Origin of the sequence: Butyricimonas faecalis (genome assembly GCF_003991565.1) — a bacterium.
GTDB classification, from domain to species: domain Bacteria; phylum Bacteroidota; class Bacteroidia; order Bacteroidales; family Marinifilaceae; genus Butyricimonas; species Butyricimonas faecalis.
In genome coordinates this window covers 4,252,465-4,273,723 of record NZ_CP032819.1, presented here as the reverse complement: position 1 = coordinate 4,273,723, position 21,259 = coordinate 4,252,465, and the positions used below count along the sequence as shown (strand labels likewise).

The 21,259-nt window shown below is 46.0% G+C and carries 15 protein-coding genes, 2 tRNA genes and 3 rRNA genes; 3 read left to right on the top strand and 17 right to left on the bottom strand.

The window, feature by feature from the left end:
- Positions 1-2: 2 nt before the first annotated feature.
- Together dapA and D8S85_RS18260 are read right to left on the bottom strand one after the other, a co-directional pair.
- Positions 3-878, bottom strand: coding sequence for a 4-hydroxy-tetrahydrodipicolinate synthase (dapA, locus tag D8S85_RS18265; RefSeq protein ID WP_106481843.1), 876 nt, complete (start codon positions 876-878; stop codon positions 3-5).
- A 1-nt stretch (position 879) separates the two neighbouring features.
- A complete protein-coding gene (locus D8S85_RS18260; RefSeq protein ID WP_106481841.1) occupies positions 880-1,389 on the bottom strand; it encodes a DUF6913 domain-containing protein in 510 nt (169 codons plus the stop codon).
- A 197-nt stretch (positions 1,390-1,586) separates the two neighbouring features.
- Here D8S85_RS18260 and D8S85_RS18255 point away from each other — a divergent pair.
- Positions 1,587-1,659 (top strand) — tRNA-Arg (locus D8S85_RS18255).
- A 149-nt stretch (positions 1,660-1,808) separates the two neighbouring features.
- Here D8S85_RS18255 and rrf read toward each other — a convergent pair.
- From rrf to trpS, 5 genes are all read right to left on the bottom strand, one after another.
- Positions 1,809-1,919, bottom strand: a 5S ribosomal RNA gene (rrf, locus tag D8S85_RS18250).
- A gap of 193 nt (positions 1,920-2,112) precedes the next feature.
- A 23S ribosomal RNA gene (locus D8S85_RS18245) occupies positions 2,113-4,997 on the bottom strand.
- Positions 4,998-5,303: 306 nt separating this feature from the next.
- Positions 5,304-6,828 (bottom strand): 16S ribosomal RNA (locus D8S85_RS18240).
- The 16S, 23S and 5S rRNA genes sit together here, the layout of an rRNA operon.
- 775 nt (positions 6,829-7,603) lie before the next feature.
- A complete protein-coding gene (gene ruvA, locus D8S85_RS18235) occupies positions 7,604-8,185 on the bottom strand; it encodes a Holliday junction branch migration protein RuvA (RefSeq protein ID WP_106625172.1) in 582 nt (193 codons plus the stop codon).
- Positions 8,186-8,257: 72 nt separating this feature from the next.
- The gene (trpS, locus tag D8S85_RS18230; RefSeq protein ID WP_106481836.1) at positions 8,258-9,241 is read right to left on the bottom strand and encodes a tryptophan--tRNA ligase; all 984 of its coding nucleotides are present in this window, start codon (positions 9,239-9,241) and stop codon (positions 8,258-8,260) included.
- 368 nt (positions 9,242-9,609) lie between these two features.
- Here trpS and D8S85_RS18225 point away from each other — a divergent pair, with 368 nt between their 5' ends.
- The gene (locus D8S85_RS18225) at positions 9,610-9,963 is read left to right on the top strand and encodes a DUF3276 family protein (RefSeq protein WP_106481834.1); all 354 of its coding nucleotides are present in this window, start codon (positions 9,610-9,612) and stop codon (positions 9,961-9,963) included.
- A gap of 36 nt (positions 9,964-9,999) precedes the next feature.
- On the opposite strand, the gene D8S85_RS18220 is transcribed toward D8S85_RS18225, so the two are convergent.
- The 7 genes from D8S85_RS18220 to murB all read right to left on the bottom strand — a co-directional run bounded on the left by D8S85_RS18220 (position 10,000) and on the right by murB (position 15,056).
- Positions 10,000-10,458, bottom strand: coding sequence for an SRPBCC family protein (locus tag D8S85_RS18220; RefSeq protein ID WP_106481832.1), 459 nt, complete (start codon positions 10,456-10,458; stop codon positions 10,000-10,002).
- Between the two features lie 6 nt (positions 10,459-10,464).
- Complete coding sequence (gene pyrE, locus D8S85_RS18215) at positions 10,465-11,094, bottom strand: orotate phosphoribosyltransferase (protein ID WP_106481830.1); 630 nt, start codon at positions 11,092-11,094, stop codon at positions 10,465-10,467.
- Positions 11,095-11,115: 21 nt separating this feature from the next.
- A complete protein-coding gene (locus tag D8S85_RS18210; RefSeq protein WP_106481828.1) occupies positions 11,116-12,144 on the bottom strand; it encodes an aminoglycoside phosphotransferase family protein in 1,029 nt (342 codons plus the stop codon).
- 317 nt (positions 12,145-12,461) lie between these two features.
- Positions 12,462-12,851 (bottom strand): hypothetical protein, encoded by a 390-nt coding sequence (locus D8S85_RS18200; RefSeq protein ID WP_106481823.1) that lies wholly within the window; start codon positions 12,849-12,851, stop codon positions 12,462-12,464.
- A gap of 197 nt (positions 12,852-13,048) precedes the next feature.
- A tRNA-Leu gene (locus D8S85_RS18195) sits at positions 13,049-13,132 on the bottom strand.
- Positions 13,133-13,239: 107 nt separating this feature from the next.
- Entirely contained in the window at positions 13,240-13,989 is a 750-nt protein-coding gene (locus D8S85_RS18190) for an acyl-[acyl-carrier-protein] thioesterase (RefSeq protein WP_106481743.1), read from the bottom strand.
- 53 nt (positions 13,990-14,042) lie between these two features.
- Complete coding sequence (gene murB / locus D8S85_RS18185; RefSeq protein ID WP_172726541.1) at positions 14,043-15,056, bottom strand: UDP-N-acetylmuramate dehydrogenase; 1,014 nt, start codon at positions 15,054-15,056, stop codon at positions 14,043-14,045.
- Positions 15,057-15,160: 104 nt separating this feature from the next.
- Here murB and D8S85_RS18180 point away from each other — a divergent pair, with 104 nt between their 5' ends.
- Entirely contained in the window at positions 15,161-16,519 is a 1,359-nt protein-coding gene (locus tag D8S85_RS18180; protein ID WP_172726540.1) for a methyltransferase RsmF C-terminal domain-like protein, read from the top strand.
- A gap of 123 nt (positions 16,520-16,642) precedes the next feature.
- On the opposite strand, the gene D8S85_RS18175 is transcribed toward D8S85_RS18180, so the two are convergent.
- The 3 genes from D8S85_RS18175 to D8S85_RS18165 form a co-directional block, all read right to left on the bottom strand.
- Positions 16,643-18,607, bottom strand: a complete 1,965-nt coding sequence (locus tag D8S85_RS18175; RefSeq protein ID WP_228423265.1) for a tetratricopeptide repeat protein — start codon at positions 18,605-18,607, stop codon at positions 16,643-16,645.
- A gap of 438 nt (positions 18,608-19,045) precedes the next feature.
- Positions 19,046-19,753 carry a response regulator transcription factor gene (locus D8S85_RS18170; protein WP_106481739.1) on the bottom strand — a complete coding sequence of 236 codons (708 nt, stop codon included), beginning with the start codon at positions 19,751-19,753 and terminating at the stop codon, positions 19,046-19,048.
- A complete protein-coding gene (locus D8S85_RS18165) occupies positions 19,738-21,102 on the bottom strand; it encodes a sensor histidine kinase (RefSeq protein WP_127075483.1) in 1,365 nt (454 codons plus the stop codon). The genes D8S85_RS18170 and D8S85_RS18165 overlap by 16 nt, the downstream gene beginning before the upstream one ends.
- Positions 21,103-21,259 lie beyond the last annotated feature (157 nt).

Genomic DNA, 21,259 nt, shown 5'->3' with positions numbered 1-21,259 from the left:
GATCACTCATCTAATCGTTTTATTTTTTGATACAAGGTCTCACTCACCTCGCACAACGGCGATCTTAACTTTTGGCAGGCAATCACACCCCTGGCATGTAACGCTGCTTTTATCCCGGCAGGGTTTCCCTCTTCAAAGAGAGCTTTAAACATCTCGCCCAACTGCAAATGAATCTGTCGAGCCTCTCCATATTCACCTTCCAGAGCCAAATGTAACATCGAGGAAAACTCACCAGGCATCACGTTCGCTATCACCGAAATAACACCACTTGCCCCAATAGATACCAAAGGCAAGGCGATGCCATCATCACCCGACAAGAATATAAAATTCTTCGGCATACCGGAAATAATTGCCGTAGCCTGTTCAAAATTTCCCGAAGCCTCTTTAATGGCTATGATATTCTCAAAATCACGAGCTAACTTCAAGGTTATCGCCGCGGTCATATTCACGGATGTACGTCCCGGAACATTATATAGGATAACGGGAAGAGGAGTGTGTTCGGCTATCGCTTTAAAATGATTATACAAGCCTTGTTGAGAAGGTTTATTGTAATACGGGGTAACACTCAAGATAGCATCTCCCAATTGCAAATAAGGCAGTGTCGCAAGATCATGGATTACTTGCTCCGTATTATTCCCCCCGATACCCAAAACTATCGGCAAACGTCCAGCGTTCTCTTCAGCAATAACCCGCACGACAAAAGCTCTCTCTTCAGCCGTCATCGTTGCCGCCTCAGAAGTCGTACCCAAAGCAACCAGATAATCCACTCCGCCATCAATCACATAATTCACCAGATTCCTCAGAGAATGTTCATCTACACGTCCCGTTTCGTCAAATGGAGTCACTAGAGCAACCCCTACTCCCGAAAACTTTTTCATTTCAATACGCATTTATCTTAGTTAATAATTCAAACAATCGATTCATAAAATCATCTATATCCCTCACTCTGTCAAAATCAATATCATGCCCCGTATTATAACCGATCTTACAAGAAGTCTTAGCCGACCGCATGATATAACTCCCCCACGCATTCTGATTCAACGATAAGTCAATCAACAAGCCCTCCTTTCTGTCCAGCAGTTCCTGTACCCGGGGATCGCAAAATTCTCCCTTATAAGAAACCCCTGAACTATCCAAATAAATAGCATCCGGTATTTGTTCCTGATTCAATCTCGACCGCCGAAAAAAAGCAAACAAACAAACGGCCATATGATTCCCCAAAGCCTCCCGTACCTTATTAACGGAGGACATTGGGACATCATCAGCTCCCCAAAACACTATACATTTTTTAGCTGTATCTAAATTATAAAATGACAACACTCGTTCGTCTTTTACCACCATGTGCTTTAAATGGTGCTTTTTAAATTCTTCCGCAATACATTTAAACATATAAAACTATTTATCTGGCTTTTCTCCTAACTTTATCATATTCATTTGTACATAAACAGAGTAACACAAATGTAGTAATAAAAATTGTATGCCCTCCACTTTGTTATTTTTCAAACATAAAAAAAGTATTTGAAAAAATACCGTTAACTCTTGCAGAAAAAAAGAACATTCTCTATCTTTGCAACGCAAATCAAGAAGGACTCGTAGCTTAATGGATAGAGCACTTGGTTACGGCCCAAGAGGTTGTGGGTTCGACTCCCGCCGAGTTCACGAAAATCCCCTGAAAGACACTTTCGGGGGATTTTTTATTAGTTTAAACTTGCCTTCGGCAAGTTACAGGTTCGTCGAACAATTAAAAGTTGAAACTTGAAAATGAGAAAATAAAAAAAGAGCGAGTCGTGTTGACTCGCTCTCCCTAAATTCGGCATCGACCTACTCTCCCACCCAAGGGCAGTACCATCGGCGCTAACGGGCTTAACTTCTCTGTTCGGGATGGGAAGAGGTGGATCACCGTAGCTATAGATACCTTTTAATAAGTTTAGAATTTAGAACGTGGAATTTGAAATGACCTCTCGTCACCCAAAAACACCTTCCAGATTCCCGTCACTTCTCGCGGCCCTCCGGCCGGCGTGACAAATACCCTTGAAGATCGTTTATTCATGCTTTTCTCGCGATTGCCGCTTGACAATCGCCGGGAACGTTAACCGGATCATCTCACCCGCCGAACGTCAACTTTCGGGTGATTAGTACCACTCGGCTTTGCCGTCACCGGCTTTACACCTGTGGCCTATCGACGTCGTCGTCTACGACGACCCTGCAAGGAGATCTCATCTCGAGGCAGGCTTCGCGCTTAGATGCTTTCAGCGCTTATCCCGTCCGCGCGTGGCTACCCTGCCGTACGACTGGCGTCATAACAGGTTCACTAGCGGCGCGTCCAACCCGGTCCTCTCGTACTAGAGTCAGGACCTCTCGAATCTCCAACGCCCACGACAGATAGGGACCGAACTGTCTCACGACGTTCTGAACCCAGCTCGCGTGCCACTTTAATCGGCGAACAGCCGAACCCTTGGGACCTTCTCCAGCCCCAGGATGTGACGAGCCGACATCGAGGTGCCAAACCGCCCCGTCGATATGAGCTCTTGGGGGCGATCAGCCTGTTATCCCCGGAGTACCTTTTATCCTTTGAGCGATGACCCTTCCACGCGGGATCACCGGATCACTATGCCCTGCTTTCGCACCCGATCGACTTGTAAGTCTCCCGGTCAAGCACCCTTGTGCCATTGCACTCCAAGGTTGATTACCAACCAACCCGAGGGTACCTTTGGAAGCCTCCGTTACGCTTTTGGAGGCGACCACCCCAGTCAAACTACCCACCACGCGGTGTCCCCATCACATGGGTTAGATCCCAGACAAGAGAAGGGTCGTATTTCAACGATGGCTCCACGATTCCTGGCGAAACCGCTTCATTGCCTCCGACCTATCCTACACGTCCCGTGCCCGGGAACAACGCGAAGCTGCAGTAAAGGTTCACGGGGTCTTTCCGTCCCGTCGCGGGTACCCGGCATCTTCACCGGAACTACAATTTCACCGAGCTCATGGTCGAGACAGTGCCCAGATCGTTACACCATTCGTGCAGGTCGGAACTTACCCGACAAGGAATTTCGCTACCTTAGGACCGTTATAGTTACGGCCGCCGTTTACCGGGGCTTCAATTTGAACCTTCGGGTCACCCCTGAGCTCTCCTCTTAACCTTCCGGCACCGGGCAGGTGTCAGGCCATATACGTCATCTTTCGATTTGGCATAGCCATGTGTTTTTGGTAAACAGTCGCCTGGGCCATTACTCTGCGGCTCTATCACTAGAGCGTCCTTTTTCCCGAGGTTACAGGACTATTTTGCCTAGTTCCTTGACCATGAATCACTCGAGCGCCTTGGTATGTTCTACCCGACCACGTGTGTCCGTTTACAGTACGGTTCCTCGTCACTTGAAGTTTAGCGGGTTTTCTCGGGGGTAAATTGCCTGGACGCTATCCCCTCGGCCGAGGCCTCGAGGTACTATCGACTTTCGCCTCCGGTGGCGTGCTTGACTACCACCGTCAAAGGGTACGGTCTTCAACGCGCTATTCCGTCAGCGCGCGGTCCATTCATCACCCCGTCACCGCGTCACGGTGACGAGAAGCACGGGAATGTTAACCCGTTTCTCGTCGGCGTCCCCCTTCGGGTTAGCCTTAGAGGCCGGCTGACCCCCGGCTGATTGACATTGCCGGGGAATCCTTGGTCTTGCGGCGTGGGGGGTTCTCGCCCCCATTATCGTTACTTATGCCTACATTTGCTTTTCATGCCGCTCCAGTCACTCTCGCGGGTGACCTTCAACGCTGGCAGGAATGCTCTCCTACCGGTCAGTTCAACACTGACCCCACGGCTTCGGTTGACAGTTTGATGCCCGTGTATTATCCACGCGGGATCGCTCGACTAGTGAGCTGTTACGCACTCTTTAAATGAATGGCTGCTTCCAAGCCAACATCCTAGCTGTCTCCGCGATCCCACCTCGTTTGATCAACTTAACTGTCCATCCGGGACCTTAGCCGGTGGTCCGGGTTCTTTCCCTCTCGTCCGCGGACCTTAGCACCCGCGGGCTCACTCCATGATTTCGTGTTCCAGCATTCGGAGTTTATCCGGATTTGATAGGCGGTGAAGCCCTCGCGTCCAACCAGTAGCTCTACCTCTGGAACAGAACATCACAGGCTGCACCGAAATGCATTTCGGAGAGTACGAGCTATTTCCCAGTTTGATTGGCCTTTCACCCCTACCCGCGAGTCATCCGAAAACTTTTCAACGTTTACCGGTTCGGTCCTCCATCACGCGTTACCGCGACTTCAACCTGCTCGTGGGTAGATCACAAGGTTTCGCGTCTAGCGCCACCAACTCGTCGCCCTGTTAAGGCTCGCTTTCACTTCGGCTAACGGGCCTGAAGCCCTTAACCTCGCTGGTGACGACTAACTCGTAGGCTCATTATGCAAAAGGCACGCCGTCACCATATTTCATGGCTCCGACCGCTTGTAGGCGCGCGGGTTCAGGGTCTATTTCACCCCCCTGCTCGGGGTACTTTTCACCTTTCCCTCGCGGTACTGGTTCACTATCGGTCTCTCGGGAGTATTTAGCCTTGCCAGGGGGTCCTGGCGAATTCAGGCAGGATTTCTCGTGTCCCGCCCTACTCGGGATTCCGCTATCTTCGATGGGGCTGTCGTGCACGGGGCTATCACCCTCCGCGGCTTACCTTTCCAGGTAATTGCACTTCGTCCATCGTCGAATGGCGCGGTCCCATGACCCCGGTGTCGCCGAAACGGCACCGGTTTGGGCTCTTCCCCGTTCGCTCGCCACTACTGGGGGAATCACTGTTGTTTTCTTCTCCTGCGGGTAATGAGATGTTTCAGTTCCCCGCGTTCGCCTCCATTGCTGGATGACCGTCATCTAGACGGCCGGGTTGCCCCATTCGGAAATCCACGGGTCAAGGGTTACTTGCACCTCGCCGTGGCCTATCGCGGCTTATCGCGTCCTTCATCGCCTCCGAGAGCCTAGGCATCCACCGCGCGCCCTTGATCGTTCACGTTCGTTAGCGTCGTGTGTCTTTAATCATTTCACCTTTGCCGTCGTCTCCCGACGACGGCGGCTCTGTGTTATTCTACTACATTCTTATACTTCGCGGATCAAATGATCCGTTAACGTTCCAGCATGTCAAAGAACTTCTCGAATTCCAGATTTAAAGATTCTAGATTCTAGATTGACTAGATTCTAAATTTTAAATTCTAAATTCATGATGTCGGGACCGGGGCAACGAGCCTCGTCGTGAAGATCCCTCGAGGGAATCCCGTTGATGATGAACTTGCTGTAGCGAGCCGCATGACTCCAGCTCCAGAAAGGAGGTGTTCCAGCCGCACCTTCCGGTACGGCTACCTTGTTACGACTTAGCCCCAGTTACCGGTATTACCCTAGCCCGTTCCTCGCGGTCACGATCTTCAGGTACTCCCGGCTTCCATGGCTTGACGGGCGGTGTGTACAAGGCCCGGGAACGTATTCACCGCGCCATGGCTGATGCGCGATTACTAGCGAATCCAACTTCGTGGAGTCGGGTTGCAGACTCCAGTCCGAACTACGACCGGCTTTAGAGATTCGCTCCGGGTCGCCCCGTGGCTGCCCTCTGTACCGGCCATTGTAACACGTGTGTCGCCCCGGGTGTAAGGGCCGTGCTGATTTGACGTCATCCCCGCCTTCCTCGCACCTTACGGTGGCAGTCTCGACAGAGTGCCCGGCTGAAACCGATGGCAACTGGCGATAGGGGTTGCGCTCGTTATGGGACTTAACCCGACACCTCACGGCACGAGCTGACGACAACCATGCAGCACCTTGCAGGTGGCCCCGAGGGGAAGAGGTGTTTCCACCTCATGCAACCTGCATTTAAACCCGGGTAAGGTTCCTCGCGTATCATCGAATTAAACCACATGTTCCTCCGCTTGTGCGGGCCCCCGTCAATTCCTTTGAGTTTCATCGTTGCCGACGTACTCCCCAGGTGGCTCACTTAATACTTTCGCTTGAACCCTGGCCGTGTATCGCCAAGATCCAGTGAGCATCGTTTACGGCGTGGACTACCAGGGTATCTAATCCTGTTCGCTACCCACGCTCTCGCGCATCAGCGTCAGACCGAGCCTGGGAAGCTGCCTTCGCTATCGGGGTTCCAAGTGATATCTATGCATTTCACCGCTACTTCACTTGTTCCGCCTCCCTCGTCTCGTCTCCAGGTCGACAGTTTCAACGGCGTGCTACAGTTTAGCTGCAGTCTTTTACCGCTGACTTGTCGTCCCGCCTACGCGCCCTTTAAACCCAATAAATCCGGATAACGCTCGCATCCCCCGTATTACCGCGGCTGCTGGCACGGAGTTAGCCGATGCTTATTCGTCAAGTACTGGCAAGGTGGCACTCGTGCCGCTTATTCTTCCTTGACAAAAGAGGTTTACAGGCCATAGACCATTCTTCCCTCACGCGACTTGGCTGGTTCAGGCTCTCGCCCATTGACCAATATTCCTCACTGCTGCCTCCCGTAGGAGTCTGGACCGTGTCTCAGTTCCAGTGTGGGGGACCTTCCTCTCAGAACCCCTAGACATCGTCGGCTTGGTGGGCCGTTACCCCGCCAACTACCTAATGTCGCGCGTGCCCGTCCCGTACCACCGGGGTTTTAAACTCCCCCCCATGCGGGGGAAAGGTGTTATGGGGTGTTAGTCCACGTTTCCGCGGGTTATCTCCCGGTACGGGGTTGGTTGCACACGTGTTACTCACCCGTGCGCCGGTCGCCACCGGGGTATTGCTACCCCGTGCTGCCCCTCGACTTGCATGTGTTAAGCCTGTCGCTAGCGTTCATCCTGAGCCAGGATCAAACTCTTCATGGTAAAAGTTACTTTACAGAAATTTTATCTGGCAGGGTCATGTGTATGAATCTCGACTCCCGTCGATTCCGATTCACGCTCGCTACGTTTTGTTCATCTCAATATCTTAAAGAACTCTTCTTTCATCTTCTCCCGCTCTCGATCGTCCCTCCCGGCTCCCCCTCTTGAAAGCGGCTGCAAAGGTAAGGCTTGTTTTTCAATCTCCAAATTTTTTCAAGCTTTTTTTCAAACTTTTTTCCCGGCCCCTCGTTTTAACCTCTTCCCCCTCGCGCCCTCTCTCTCGAAAGCGGGTGCAAAGATAAGGCAATCATTTCCCTTTTTCCAAATATTCTAGCGATTATTTTTCAAGTTTTTTCCTCTCACCACCGCAAGAGCCTGGCTGGAAAAACGTTAGGGAGAAAAGTTTTTTCGCCCCCGCCCGGTAAAAAAGGGTCAAGCCCCCCGCTTCCCCGGGATCGAGGCGCGATTCAACGGGAAAAACAACCGGCAAAAAGATAATAATACCTGAATATACACCTTTCAAGGACGCCCGTGAACGTCTTTGAAACGTCTTTGATGCGGCAATGATACGCCTTTAACACCTGCATGCAACCGGAAAACTACGGGAAAATCACGGGCAAGGATCGACCGGTCCCAGGGATCGAGCGGGCCGGGAAACACTACCAATCCACAACGTCGCTCCAAAAAAACGCAACGGCGCATGAATATACATGACAGGTTCATGGGATAGACCAACCATTAACCAAGGACCAGGAAACCCCGAACAAGAAGCGGAATATTACAAATGTTTTAGAGCTAATTTGATCAGATTTTCGACAGTTTCGACTTTCTCCGAAGCCAAAATCTTATCCAATGTTTTCGCCACTTGAGCACGAGCAAAGCCCAACATAACCAAAGCGGCCTGTGCTTCTTCCCGAACAGCACTTGTAGAAAGACTCAATCCCTCCACAGGAACTCCCTCTTTGCCAACTTTATCCTTTAGTTCAATAATAACCCGCTGGGCAGTCTTCACGCCAATCCCTTTCACGCTCTTTATAGCATTTACATTTTCCGTAAGTATCGCCCCGGTTATTTCTTCCACCGACATAGAGCTCAACATGACATTCGCCGTGTTAGCCCCGATTCCGGAAACAGAGATCAATGCCCGGAATAAACTTCTCTCCTCTTTAGAAAAGAATCCATACAATAAATGAGCATCCTCCCGCACAATCTGGTGAATATAAAACATGACCTGATTCTGGGAAGCTATTTTAGAATACGTATTAACCGAAATATGAATATAATACCCGACACCCCCACAGTCGACAACCGCGTTTGCCGGAGTTGCCTCCACTAATTCACCTTTTATATATTCGTACATAATCATTGAAAATTAAAAATTGAAAATTGAAAATGCCACGGCATCTCAATTTTCAATTCTATGTTTATACTACTAGCGGAACCCGATAAGTTTACGCACTTCTTTCATCGTGACAGCCGCGCTAGCCCGTGCTTTCTCGGCCCCGGCCGCGGCAATTTTATCCAGATTATCCGGATTAGCGGCATATTCCATGATTCGTTCCCGAATCGGAGTGTTGAAATTAATAATATCCTCTGCCAGTTGCTTTTTCAAATCCCCGTAGCGGATTTCACAATTATTATATTTTTCGTTGAAATAATCGTACGTGTCTTTCGAAGAAACAACATCCATCAACGTGAACAGGTTCTGGATCACCTCCGGTTTCACGCTATTCGGTTCGGTTGGCCCGCTATCGGTAACGGCTTTCATCACCTTTTTACGTATTGTTGTTGCATCATCAACCAGATAGATGGCATTTCCCTCGGATTTTCCCATTTTCCCGGAACCATCTAATCCCGGAATCTTGATTCCTTCCCCCGTGTAGGAGAAAGATGCCGGCTCCGGGAACAATTCACTTCCGTATATCGTATTGAATCTCCGGGCAAATTTCCGGGCCATCTCCATGTTTTGCTCTTGATCTTTTCCGACAGGCACTTTGTGAGCCCTGTGTATAATAATATCCGCGGCCATCAGCGTGGGATAGGTCAACAAACCAGCATTCACGTTATCCGGCTGTTTACGAGCTTTTTCCTTAAAAGTAGTTGTACGCTCCAACTCGCCAAGATAAGCATTCATGTTTAGATACAAATACAACTCGGCAATCTCCTTAATATCACTCTGCACGTATATTGTCGCCTTCTCGGGATCCAAACCACAAGCAAGGTACTCTGCCAGAATCTTTCGCACGTTCTCCACCACGTTACCCGGGTGCGGATGCGTAGTCAACGAGTGCCAATCGGCAATAAAAAAGAAACATTTGTACTCGTCCTGCATTTTTAGAAAATTCTTCACGGCACCAAAATAATTTCCCAGGTGCAAATTACCCGTAGGTCTGATTCCACTTACTACTGTTTCCATTGTCTGAAATTTACAAATTTAAAACATACAAAGATACGGTTTTATTCGTTTTGTACAACTATGTAGCGCTATGCATCGGCAAACAATATTCACCACTACACTTTACCTGCATCTACACGCGAAGCGGTAAAATCCATTTTTACTGAACACTCAAAACGGCAACTGGCATTCGACCATTTAAATACAATCAAAACAATGACTATCAATAAATTACATCTACCACAAACGACCACACACCTTTTTAAAACGTTTTCATCAAAGTAAGATATTGATAGACAACGAGAAAAAAATAATACAAAAATCGATGTTGTTATATTATTTTTCCTACTTTTGAAACGCAAAGTCTAATTAATAATTTTAATTTAAACATGGAAGGTTACGAAAAGAATGATGGTATGGAAATGAATGATCGGGATGAGATCTATTCAAAACCGGTGAGAGCAGGGAAAAGGACTTATTTTTTTGATGTAAAAGCTACTCGTAATAACGATTATTATCTGACAATTACCGAAAGCAAGAAGAAACTCGAAAAAGATGGTTCTCAAAATTACGAAAAGCACAAGATCTTTTTATACAAAGAAGACTTTGATAAATTTGCAGAGGGGCTTGACAACGCTGTCGCTTATATCAAAGCAGCTCTTAACGGAGAAACAATGGCAGTTCACGAAGAAATTGAAACAAACAAATTTGACGACATTGATTTTGACGATCTATCCAAATAACAAAAAAGCTCTTCATCGTGAAGAGCTTTTTTGTTATTATATATATCCATAAGGAATTTTCGCCAAACCTTCTGCCATTTGATTGATTCCCTTTTCTAGCTTTCCCTTCAGCAACATTTTCATCATCATGTTCAAATCTGCCTCTGCCGTTATCCGCAAGCGGGTATCATAAGGGCCGTTATCCAGCAATTGTATCCATACTTGAAATTCGAAAGGTATGCGCCCGTCCCCCTCCAGTTTAATCAATTTCGGTTCTTCCCGTTCCACGATTTTCATCCCCATTTCACCAACGCCTTTTACCATAAAAGTACAGGTATCTTCCGTGGTGCGAACGTCCTCGATCTTGTCAGCTAGTTCCGGCATCTGATTACCGGCCCCCATCTGGCGTGCCATCTCGATCAATTTTCCGATCTTCGAAAAATCAGAAAGAAACGCGTACACGTCAGCTATCGCGCTATTAATTTTTTGGACCTCACTAACAACTCGTGTTGCCATATTCCCTTATTTATAAGATTCCGGGCTCAAGCGCCACTCTTTCAACTTGACCACGTCGCTCTCCTGCACGTATCCGGTTTTCTGTGCCAGGTCGATCATGGCGTTGTAATCACTCAATGTGTCGAGAACACAATGAGCATTCGTGAAATTATCAATCGCTTTCTGGAATCCATACGTGAAAATAGCCACCATTCCCAACACGTCACAACCTGCATTTCTCAACGCTTCCACGGCCTGCAAGCTGGATCCTCCGGTAGAAATCAAATCCTCCACGACCACCACTTTCTGTCCCTCTTTATACTCACCTTCGATTAAGTTTTCCAACCCGTGATTCTTCGCGGCGGAACGCACGTACACGAACGGCAACTCCAATTCTTGAGCCACCAAAGCCCCTTGGGCAATTGCCCCGGTAGCCACCCCGGCGATCAATTCCACCTGCGGGTATTTCGTTTTAATCAAGTTCACGAACTGATCCCGGATATAAGTACGCACTTCCGGGTAAGACAAGGTCTTCCGGTTGTCGCAATAAATAGGAGATTTCCATCCGGAAGCCCATGTAAAAGGGTGATTCGGTTCTAACTTTATCGCTTTGATCTGTAGCAAATGTGACGCTACTTGTTCTGCAACAGTATTCATATCTGTCTATTATTTTAATGGTTATTCTTTACTTTCAGGGTGCAAAGGTACGAAGTATTTTTCAAAAGCCATTCGGATAGCGTGCTGAATCTCGGTATATTCTCCTTCCAGCTTTCCGGATTCGAACAGCGTGATAATTCCTTGTAAACCGGGGACGATCGAGTCAATAAAATGAGTTTTCCCCTCGTGCAGGCCGCGCAACCCAAACGCACCCATGGCTTGTAACAAACGTACCAGCACGAAATGATAGTACATTTCCCGAAATTTTTCCGCGTATTCCGGTTCACACGCCGTTAATTTCCGGATATAGAAATTCAATAATTCTTCCTTTTGACTTTCAGGAATTTTCACGATCGCGTCATATAACAAGGACGCCACGTCATAATGCAAAGCTCCTTGCCTGCCTCCCTGATAATCGATAAAATACACCTCGTTATCAACGACCATGATATTTCTTGATTGAAAGTCCCGAAACATGAAACCACCCGTCCCGGCCATGACCAGTTTCGCCGTTAACCGATCGAAATCATCCTCCAACCGATCCTCATCAGCCTCCACTCCGGCCAATTTCAAAAAACAATATTTAAAATAGTTCAAATCCCACCGGATACAGCGTTCATCAAAAACAGGACGAGGCAAACATTCCGAATAATCCAATCCTTTTCCTCCCACTAACTGGAATTTCAACAACTCGGACAAGGCTTTTCGATATAATTCCATGGTATGTTCGCTCAGAAATTCTCCCTCTCGCTCCCGCTCCACGACATTCAACAGCATATCCGGCCCCAAATCATCCTGCAAATAGCAAAACCCGTCCTCCGAAACACAATACACGTGCGGAACATGCAACCGGGATTTTTCAAAATGCCGAGTAAAATCCACGAACAAACGATTCTCCCGCAAATTTTCATGGTACACACCCACGTATGTTCTGTCTTCCGTGAACACCCGGTAATATCTCCGGGCCGAACCGGACACGGGTAGTGACTCTACTCGCAATGCATCATTGCCACTATATTGTTTGAAAAGAGTTCTTATTTTTTCTTCCATAACTCAAAATATTCATTCTCTCTCGTCGGCAAAAGTAAAGAAAAAAAACAATTTACGCTATCATGTAACATAATCAACAAACCATCACTTTTGCTCTACAAAAGCGATAAAATCTTTAACGGATACCCCCATCGTTCTTAAATTTGATCGAATAATAAATTCCGGCACCGGATCCACGTGCGCTTGGAGAACAATGCTCCTTCCCAACCCACTTTTAGCCCACATCTCATGGCCTCCCTTTTTCCTTATAACTTTTAATCCTTGCGCTTCCAAGAATCTACGAAATAAAGCTAAAGATATATTCTGCAAGGTTCCCATCAGGCAAGAATTGGGATGTTAATATTTTGATCTATTTTTTTGAAATTATGATTGTTGAATATATCACTAAAGTCCTCGTTAATCTTTAGCAGTTTAGAGAATAAAGGCGGAGTAAACTTCTTTTTCCTTATCGTCCATCCCATTTTTGCCATCTCGGAATGTAATGTCCCCTTATTAAGGGTATATTTCAAGAACTCGCCAAGACAAACCTTGAAAGAATCTAATGCCTCTTTTTCCGTGACACCATAACCATACACGTCCAAAGCCGGACAATACACGACCTGCGAGCCGCTATCCTCAAAAATGATAAGTGATAATTTAACCTCAACTTGTTTATTAGCTCCTTCCCATTTCCCCTCAAAGTGAACATTTTTTGACGCTCTATCCATGGTGTTTCTTTTATTTTACGTTGTAAACGTACAAATATTATTTATGGAATCAAATTGCCCAATAGATTATTTTTGGTTTTTAACTTTAGGCCCACATTGCGATAACTGAAAGGACATATCCAAATTGAAATCCTTGTAACACGTATCCTTACTAATAAAAATCCCCTTCAAAATCAATCGATTAAGAAGGGGATTTGTGCCCAAGACAAGACTCGAACTTGCACAGCCGAACGGCCACTACCACCTCAAAGTAGCGTGTATACCAATTTCACCACTTGGGCATTTTTTAACGGTGCAAATATATAGCATTTTCTCGTTATTGCAAAACAAATAAGCGGTATTTTAACCCGAATTTCACGAAATAAACAGAAAAGGATGCACCTTGTCCTTACCGTTTTTTCCAGTAACTAACAGCAAAACAATGTGTCTTATCCAAACTTTCATTCTTCACTTGATGATACACTTTTACACGATTTCCCGCTTCCTCAACATGACATCCGGCACACACCACGCTATCCGGCAGGACCTCATGCTCGTAAATGATTTCCAACTCCGTGATCTCGTGGTCCTTCAAGAAGTCGTAAGACAAAGAATTGGTAACCCAGCGTACATACGTGGCTTGAGTGACATGCTTGTTGAAATCAATATTATCGTATGTTGCCGTGAAACGACGAGTGCTCTCGAAGTCTGTCGGCATCTTTTTCGTATCCAGTTCAAAAGGAATTTCCCGAATACCGTCCACGCAAAAGGCAGCCGTTTCCGTCACGCAAGCCGGTAAACGCACGGGACGACGACGATTCAAATCAATCACCATCCACTCGGAAGTAGCCCGCAATATAACCTCTTCCCCGTCCAGCATTCTAAAATCGCGAATCGCGAATAAACGGTCAATACCCGACGGCCACGTTTCCAACGTCACTTTTTCTCCCTGCTCCGGCATTCGGTCTATCAATATATGCAACTTGTGCAACATCCACGTCAACCCCTGCTCGTTCAACGTGGGTACGTCTATTTTCAGGGCGTAAGTCTGCACGTTTGCCACGTCGTTAAACAAATCACACAAGGACTTCACTATCAATCGCCCTTCCAAATCCGTGTAATGTCCCCGAATATCTATCTTTTCCGAATATTTTACCATCCCGTTCTGATTTTTGATTTAATGATTTTTGATTTTAGATTTAGAAATTCCATTCATATCACGTTCACCTCAGCTTCCAACCACACTCCAAACTGAAGGAACACGGATTTCTTTATCTCGTTGGCCAAATGTGCAATTTCTATACCGGTAGCCCCACCCGTATTCACTAACACGAGTGCCTGTTTTTCATGTACCCCGGCATGCCCCACCACTTTTCCCTTCCATCCGGCAGCCTCGATCAACCACCCGGCAGCCAGTTTCACATGGTCGTCATCCACGGGATAAATCGGCAGTGCAGGATACTTTTCCGACAAGGCGTCCGCGATAGCACGTTCAACCATCGGGTTTTTAAAAAAACTCCCGGCATTAGGCAAAACTTTCACGTCCGGCAACTTCGCCTCCCGTATACGAATAATGGCTTGGCGTATCGTTTTCAACGAAGGTTCGCCCAAACGGGCTACTTCATCCTTCACGCTCCCGTAGTGCAACTTAAACTCGGGATGTTTCGCCAAACGGAACGTGACATACGTTACCAGAAAACGATTCTTCCACTCATGCTTGAAAATAGAATCCCGGTAACTGAAACGACATGTTGCCGCGTCAATCGTCACCTTTTCTCCCTTCACGATATCCACGGCTTCCACCCGGTCAATACATTCCCCCGCTTCCGTCCCGTAAGCCCCGATGTTCTGTACCGGAGTCGCCCCGACATGCCCAGGGATCAGAGAAAGATTCTCCACCCCTCCATACTCGCGTTCAACCGTCCACGCCACGAAATCATCCCACACGAAGCCACTACCGACCCGGACAAACACGTGTTCGTCATCTTCCCCGACGATCTCACACCCTTGCATCATGGGATAAAAGACAACCCCGTCAAAGTCTTCCGTGAACAAGAAATTACTTCCTCCCCCTAAAAGCAAAATCTCTTCCGGGTCCAACTCGTATGATCTCACGAATTCCAACAATTCGCTCTCCTGATCACACTTCACAAAATATTTACAAGTCACGTCTATACCAAACGTGTTATATTCTTTCAAACTAAAGTTTTCGCTAATCTCAATCATTTTATTTCTAACTGTTAATCAACTCCGCGCTCTCTTTTCTCTCGCGAAGGTAAAATATATCAGGAAATAAATCACTAAATTTGTCCCATTAATCCAACGTGTATATGATCTCATTACCACCAGCATTTACAGAAAGGATGCAGCAGCTCCTTGGAACGGAATCGGAAGCCTTCTTCCAGGCGTTAGTTTCGGAATCACCCACTTCCATCCGGTTAAACCCGGAGAAAACACCCCTTACCAACCTGCCCTTCCCGGAATTAGTTTCACAACAAGTGCCCTGGTGCAGTAATGGATATTACCTGAAAGAACGCCCCTCGTTCACCTCCGACCCGCTTCTACACGGGGGAGCTTATTACGTGCAAGAGGCCTCTTCCATGTTTCTGCAAGTCGTTCTGCAGCAAATAACGGGGAATACCCCTCTCCGGGTCCTCGACCTATGTGCTGCCCCGGGAGGTAAATCCACGTTACTGGCAAGCAGTCTGCCCAAGGATTCATTGCTGGTTTCCAACGAGGTCATCAAATCAAGAGCCTCCATCCTTAAAGAAAATATGATCAAATGGGGGTACGATCACGTCGTCGTCACCAATAGTGACCCCAACCGTTTCACCAGTCTGAAGGGAGCGTTCGACATCATTCTCGTGGATGCCCCCTGTTCCGGGGAAGGTATGTTCCGGAAAGACGAGAAAGCCATCACGGAATGGAGCGAGAATAACCTCCGTCTATGCGAAGAACGCCAGAAAAGAATCCTTTCCGACGTGTGGGACGCGCTTACCCCCGGAGGGTATCTCGTGTACAGCACCTGTACTTACAATCCGGGTGAAAATGAAGAGATACTGAATTGGATGCTGACCACGTTCGATGCATCATCCATCGCGATCCGGCATAACTTCCCGGCTATCACCCCATCCCCCGCCCCTCTTCACGGGTATCATTTCTACCCGCACAAAACGAACGGTGAAGGTCTGTTCATGGGAGTTATTCAAAAAAACGACGGGACACCCTTTATCATGAAAAAAGAGAAGCGAGCCACCCCGTCACCCGCGGTCAAACTCCCGGCCGACATACTCCCGCTTCTACCGGACATGACCCCATACACGCCTTACATCGCGGGTGAAACGCTAGGTATTCTCCCCAAGCAACATGCCGAATTTATTCAATATCTATCCACCAAAGCCGGTGTCATTTACAAGGGATGCGAAATCGGTGAATGTGTAAAAGGGAAAACGAAACCCGCCCACTCTCTGGCGCTATACCACAAACTTCAACAAAAGTACGTCACCCGTCAGGAAGTGGACCTCCCGACGGCCCTCCAATTCCTACGCAAAGAAGACATCCGTTTCGATGCCCCCAAAGGCGAATGGATTCTCATCACCTACAAAGGCATCGGACTGGGCTGGGTAAAAGAAGTCGGTAACCGGGTAAACAACTATTACCCGAAAGAGTGGAGAATCAGACAATTTTAAATTTTAGATTTTAGATTTTAGATTTTAGATTCCAACCTCACAAAACCCCGGTTGCCCCAGCAGCCACAAGCAAAGCGCCCCGCAAGGGGCCACCTTACGGACTTTATAAACTTTTATCTCCTTTTACTCCTCCTCCACCGAGCAATAGCGCTTGATAATGCTATAAGAATCCGTCAGCCCAAGCTCCCCGGCTTTACTTAAATCCACGTTGGCCGCACTCCGGTCTCCCTGGTAGATATGGAGTAGCCCCCGGTTAAAATAAGCCTCGGCGATATCCCCGTCCACCTCCAGCACCTTCGTGTACATATCGATCGCTTTCTGGATCTCACCGCTCTTGGCATACACGTTAGCGATATTAAACAGGGCAAAAACGAATTCCGGATCAATCTCCAGACATTTGTTATTTCCTTCCAACACCAAAGAATAATCCACGTTCCGCTCCACTTTCTTCTCCTCACCCACGACACGGGAAGTCTTCTCTTCTATCGACTCGATGTAGTCGTACATTCGGGAACGGGCACTTGCCAAATTCATCAAAGCAAACAAATGATTCGGCTCACGCTCCAGCACGGCCCGAAAATCTTCGATCGCTTTCGTGTAATCTCCCCGGTTCAAGTACAACGAACCGCGCAGCAACAATGCATCCGTGACCTCCTTGTTTTTCCGGATATCCGAAGACAGCGTCTCGATATAATTATCCTCGAATTCCCTCGGGTAATTAAATTTCTTATTCGAGACGGTCAACGCCGGGTTATAATTATGTTCCTGGTTAAACTTCATGATCCGCTTGTCAAAATACTGCACCTTCCCTTTTCGTAATGTATCCAAAGACAAGTACTGCACGATAAACATATCCTGCAATTCGATAATCACGTTCCGATCCTGCAAGCGTCCGTTAATCACGTCTTTCATCCGGTCATCCCGGGAATTTATATCTATCAGTCGCTTGAAATTTTCCGTGGTATCCACCAAAGCATTCCGATCCCCCTCCTTCATCCGTCGGTAGCGGTCCATGATCTCTTCCGCCTTGTAACGATCCTTTTCGGCCGCATCGTAATCCCGCATATCCATGCTCGTCGCGGCTCTTGCCAGGTATGCCTTCACGAAATCGGGGTAGATCGAGATACTCTGGGAAAAGTCATTATAAGCCCCCTCGTAATCCTTGATCTCCATTTTCAACAATCCGCGGTTGAAATAAATCAAAATGTTATCCGGGTTCATCTCCAACACCTGGTCAAAATCATGAATGGCATTATTCACGTCTCCGATTTCCGACCGCAACAAAGCCCGGTTATAATAAGCATACGCGTAAGTACTATCCACTTTCAAGACGGCCGTGTAATCCTCCAAAGCCTCGGGATACTTTTTCATCTCGTACCAAGTAATCGCCCGGCTCATAAGAATCCGCTTGTTCTCCGGGTTAATCTTCAACGCCTTGTTATAATCCTCTATCGCGTCGTGATACTCTTTTGCCTGAAACCTCAAATATCCCCTCAACCCGTAAGCATCATCTGAAAACATATTCAACTTGATCGCCATGTTACAATCCGCAATAGCCCCCTCTTGATCGCCCAGCTTCTCCCGCATGATCGCCCGGTTCAGATAGGCAGGCAACAGGTTTTTATCAATAATCAACGCCTTTGAGTAATCCTTCTCCGCCGCCTTGAAATCACCCATATCCGCCTCGGTAATTGCCCTGTTCGCGAACACGTAAGCCTCTCCCGGATTTATCGCGATTGCCGTATTGTAATCGTGCATGGCCTCCTCGTACTGCTTCATGTTATGATAGGCTATTCCCCGGTACATGTAAGCATGGAAATAATTCGGGTTCAACTCTATCGCCTGTGTATAATCCCTTATCGCCCCCTCAAAATCATCCAGGTTCAACTTTGCCAGTCCCCGGAAGAAATAAGGTTCAGATAAGTAAGGCTTTATCCGTATAATATTATTGAAGTTTTCAATTGCACTCACGTAGTCGTCAAACATGATCGCACTCTTTCCCACTCGCAACATATTTGTCGTATTCCATTGTGCCGACACTCCCAATGTCGCCAAACAGAAGAATAGTATAATGCCAAATTTCTTCATTCGATAAGCATATATTTTGGGGGATAAAGATAATAAAAAAGTTCGCATCTGTATTACTTCCTGTATCAAGTTCATAATACCCGTATGAATTTTCCCTACACCACCAAGCCTGACTTATAATAAGAACCTAGGGAAAACCTAGGGAGATACTAAGGAAATAATTCCACATATTCGAAGATTATTCGAAGCTTAAACAGAGCTCAACCATTCCGGAACGTTTGAACAACGAATGAACAACGAAAGCGCAACGAATATGTAGGATTATTGGGGTAAGATTACTTCCTTATTTGGGTTAAATTAGAGTAACATCACGGGAGTAAATTACATGGCAAACAAATACGACCTTTCCCGCTACAATCTCATAGATACAAATACATCTTGATCGATTTCGTTTATCAAATAGGCATTGAGATACTTAGATTATAAAGTTATGCATCCCTATACCTTCAAATGCAAATCTCGAGAAGTCAAAAAATACCCTTCTCCAAAAGAATTTCCGATCATTAAAGAAGCATCTGCCTCCAAGATACTTCTTAAACGAGTAATACCTTTTCTCAATGCATTTCCCTTCTCTGTATACCCCATTCCCCATAATCCACGAATCAAATAATCATTGCTTGCTATCTCGTGCATTTTGACACAAAGCAAATGAAGCAAACGGGAGTCCATTGATTTTAGAACCAAATTTTTCCCATTCATAACTAACAATCCAGTCACGGCATTAAATTTTGTCGTTTCAGATAAGAAATATATTTGAGGACTTCCTTCATCTCGTACAACTCTACGATAAATACTTCTCAATTTTTCCAACAATAGCTCTATCGGGCAACCTTTCCGAATACAATCATCCGCTCCTAATTTTATCGCCTCCAATTCTTTCTCAACATTCATGTACGAACTATAAAAAACGATCGGAACTCGTTTGTTTACCTTTCGAACCAATTTAACAATCTTCAACCCATCTTTTTTCGGCATTTCCAAATCCAACAGCAACAAATCCGGGGGACTATGCTGAAAAACATCCCACACCCGCTTCCCGTCACAAGCAATCCGAACATGAAATTCATGATCTTCCAGCAAATTTTTCACCATCTTAGCCATCTTGTCATCATCCTCTGCGTACAAAACATCTATTTTCTTTTCCATTGTCTATGAGGTAAAATAATAATAAATTCTGTTCCTACATTTACAATACTACGAACAATAATCTTTCCATGATGAGCTTTCACTACAGAATACACAAAAGACAAACCAATCCCGAACCCTTTTCTCGAATGGTCATCCCGTATGGAAGGATCGCGATAGTAAATTTCAAAAATATGTTTTAAACTACGCGGGGGAATCCCTGCCCCATTGTCCTTTACTCGAATTTCAATCCATTTCCCCTTTTCTTGACAAGTAATATCTATTTTCACGTTCTTTCCTGAATACTTTATGGCATTTCCTATCAAATTTTCAAAAACAATCGGGAAATAGACCGGATCAACAGAAATTTCCGGGTTTTCCATCTCACAAGCAATATTCATATCTACCTGTTTTCCAGGTTGGATTTTCACAAAATTCAAAGCATTTAGCTTTTCAAGCATCTCTTTCAAACAAAGAGGATAAGGATAAATCTGAATCCGGTGAAATATATCCGACAAGGTTAACAAACGAGTAATGGCCCGCCCCATATCCGATTGTTTTTCCCGAATTCTTTCTAGTGCCTGTTGATCCTCTATTTCCATCATACTTCCATATTTCTTGTCAAGAACTTCTTGTGTAAAACTCATATAATCCAAAGGTGATTGCAAATTATGTATCACGGTATCAAGAAAAAGATGTTGCCCGATAGTACGTTTCCTCTCTTGGTTAATCTTGCGTATTAAGATCATAATACAAACAATCAACAAAACCATAAATACGAATAAAAGAATAAAAGAATTTTTCGAACGGTTCCAAAACTGATGAATCGAAAACATGAATCTAACTTCTAACACGTGCTTCTCCCCCAAAAATAACCGAATGGGTTCCGCTTTAACCATAGACCAAGGGTGTATATATCCACAACTAAAACTATCAATTCTATTTCCAAAACTATCCAACAAGCTAATCTCAATAGGAAAAGATTTTTCATCCATCCTCATGCTTTGTCTAAGAAGCGAGTAGAACTTTTCCAATGTCAAAAGAGTTGTATCCCGGATATCATATATTGCCCGACATTCCGCATCAACCCAATCATCATCTCGCCAATGTCGACACCTCTCGCTTTTTCCTCCTTTCGTAAGCATCAAACAAGGAACAGAACGCTCAACGGGAACGGTAGCTGATTTTTGTACAGCAAGCAAATTCAATTCGTTAACGAAATGAGTAATCTTATGGTTCACCTTGGTGACAAATCTCTCTTTTTGGAAATGATACAATTCAACAATCGAAAGTGCCTGCCAAACGAGCACTCCCAAAACAGCTATTACCGTTACCGCTATACCCCAATTTACGCCAAAGTGTTTATTCATAAACAAGATTTACTACAATAAATTTATCATACGGCACAAATAAAAACACCACAAAAAAAGGAACAATTTTACCACAAATCAACCAACATTGCAATTGTTTATTACCATACCTTTGCAAATATACAAATAAACACAGATAAAACATAAAGAGTTGTGA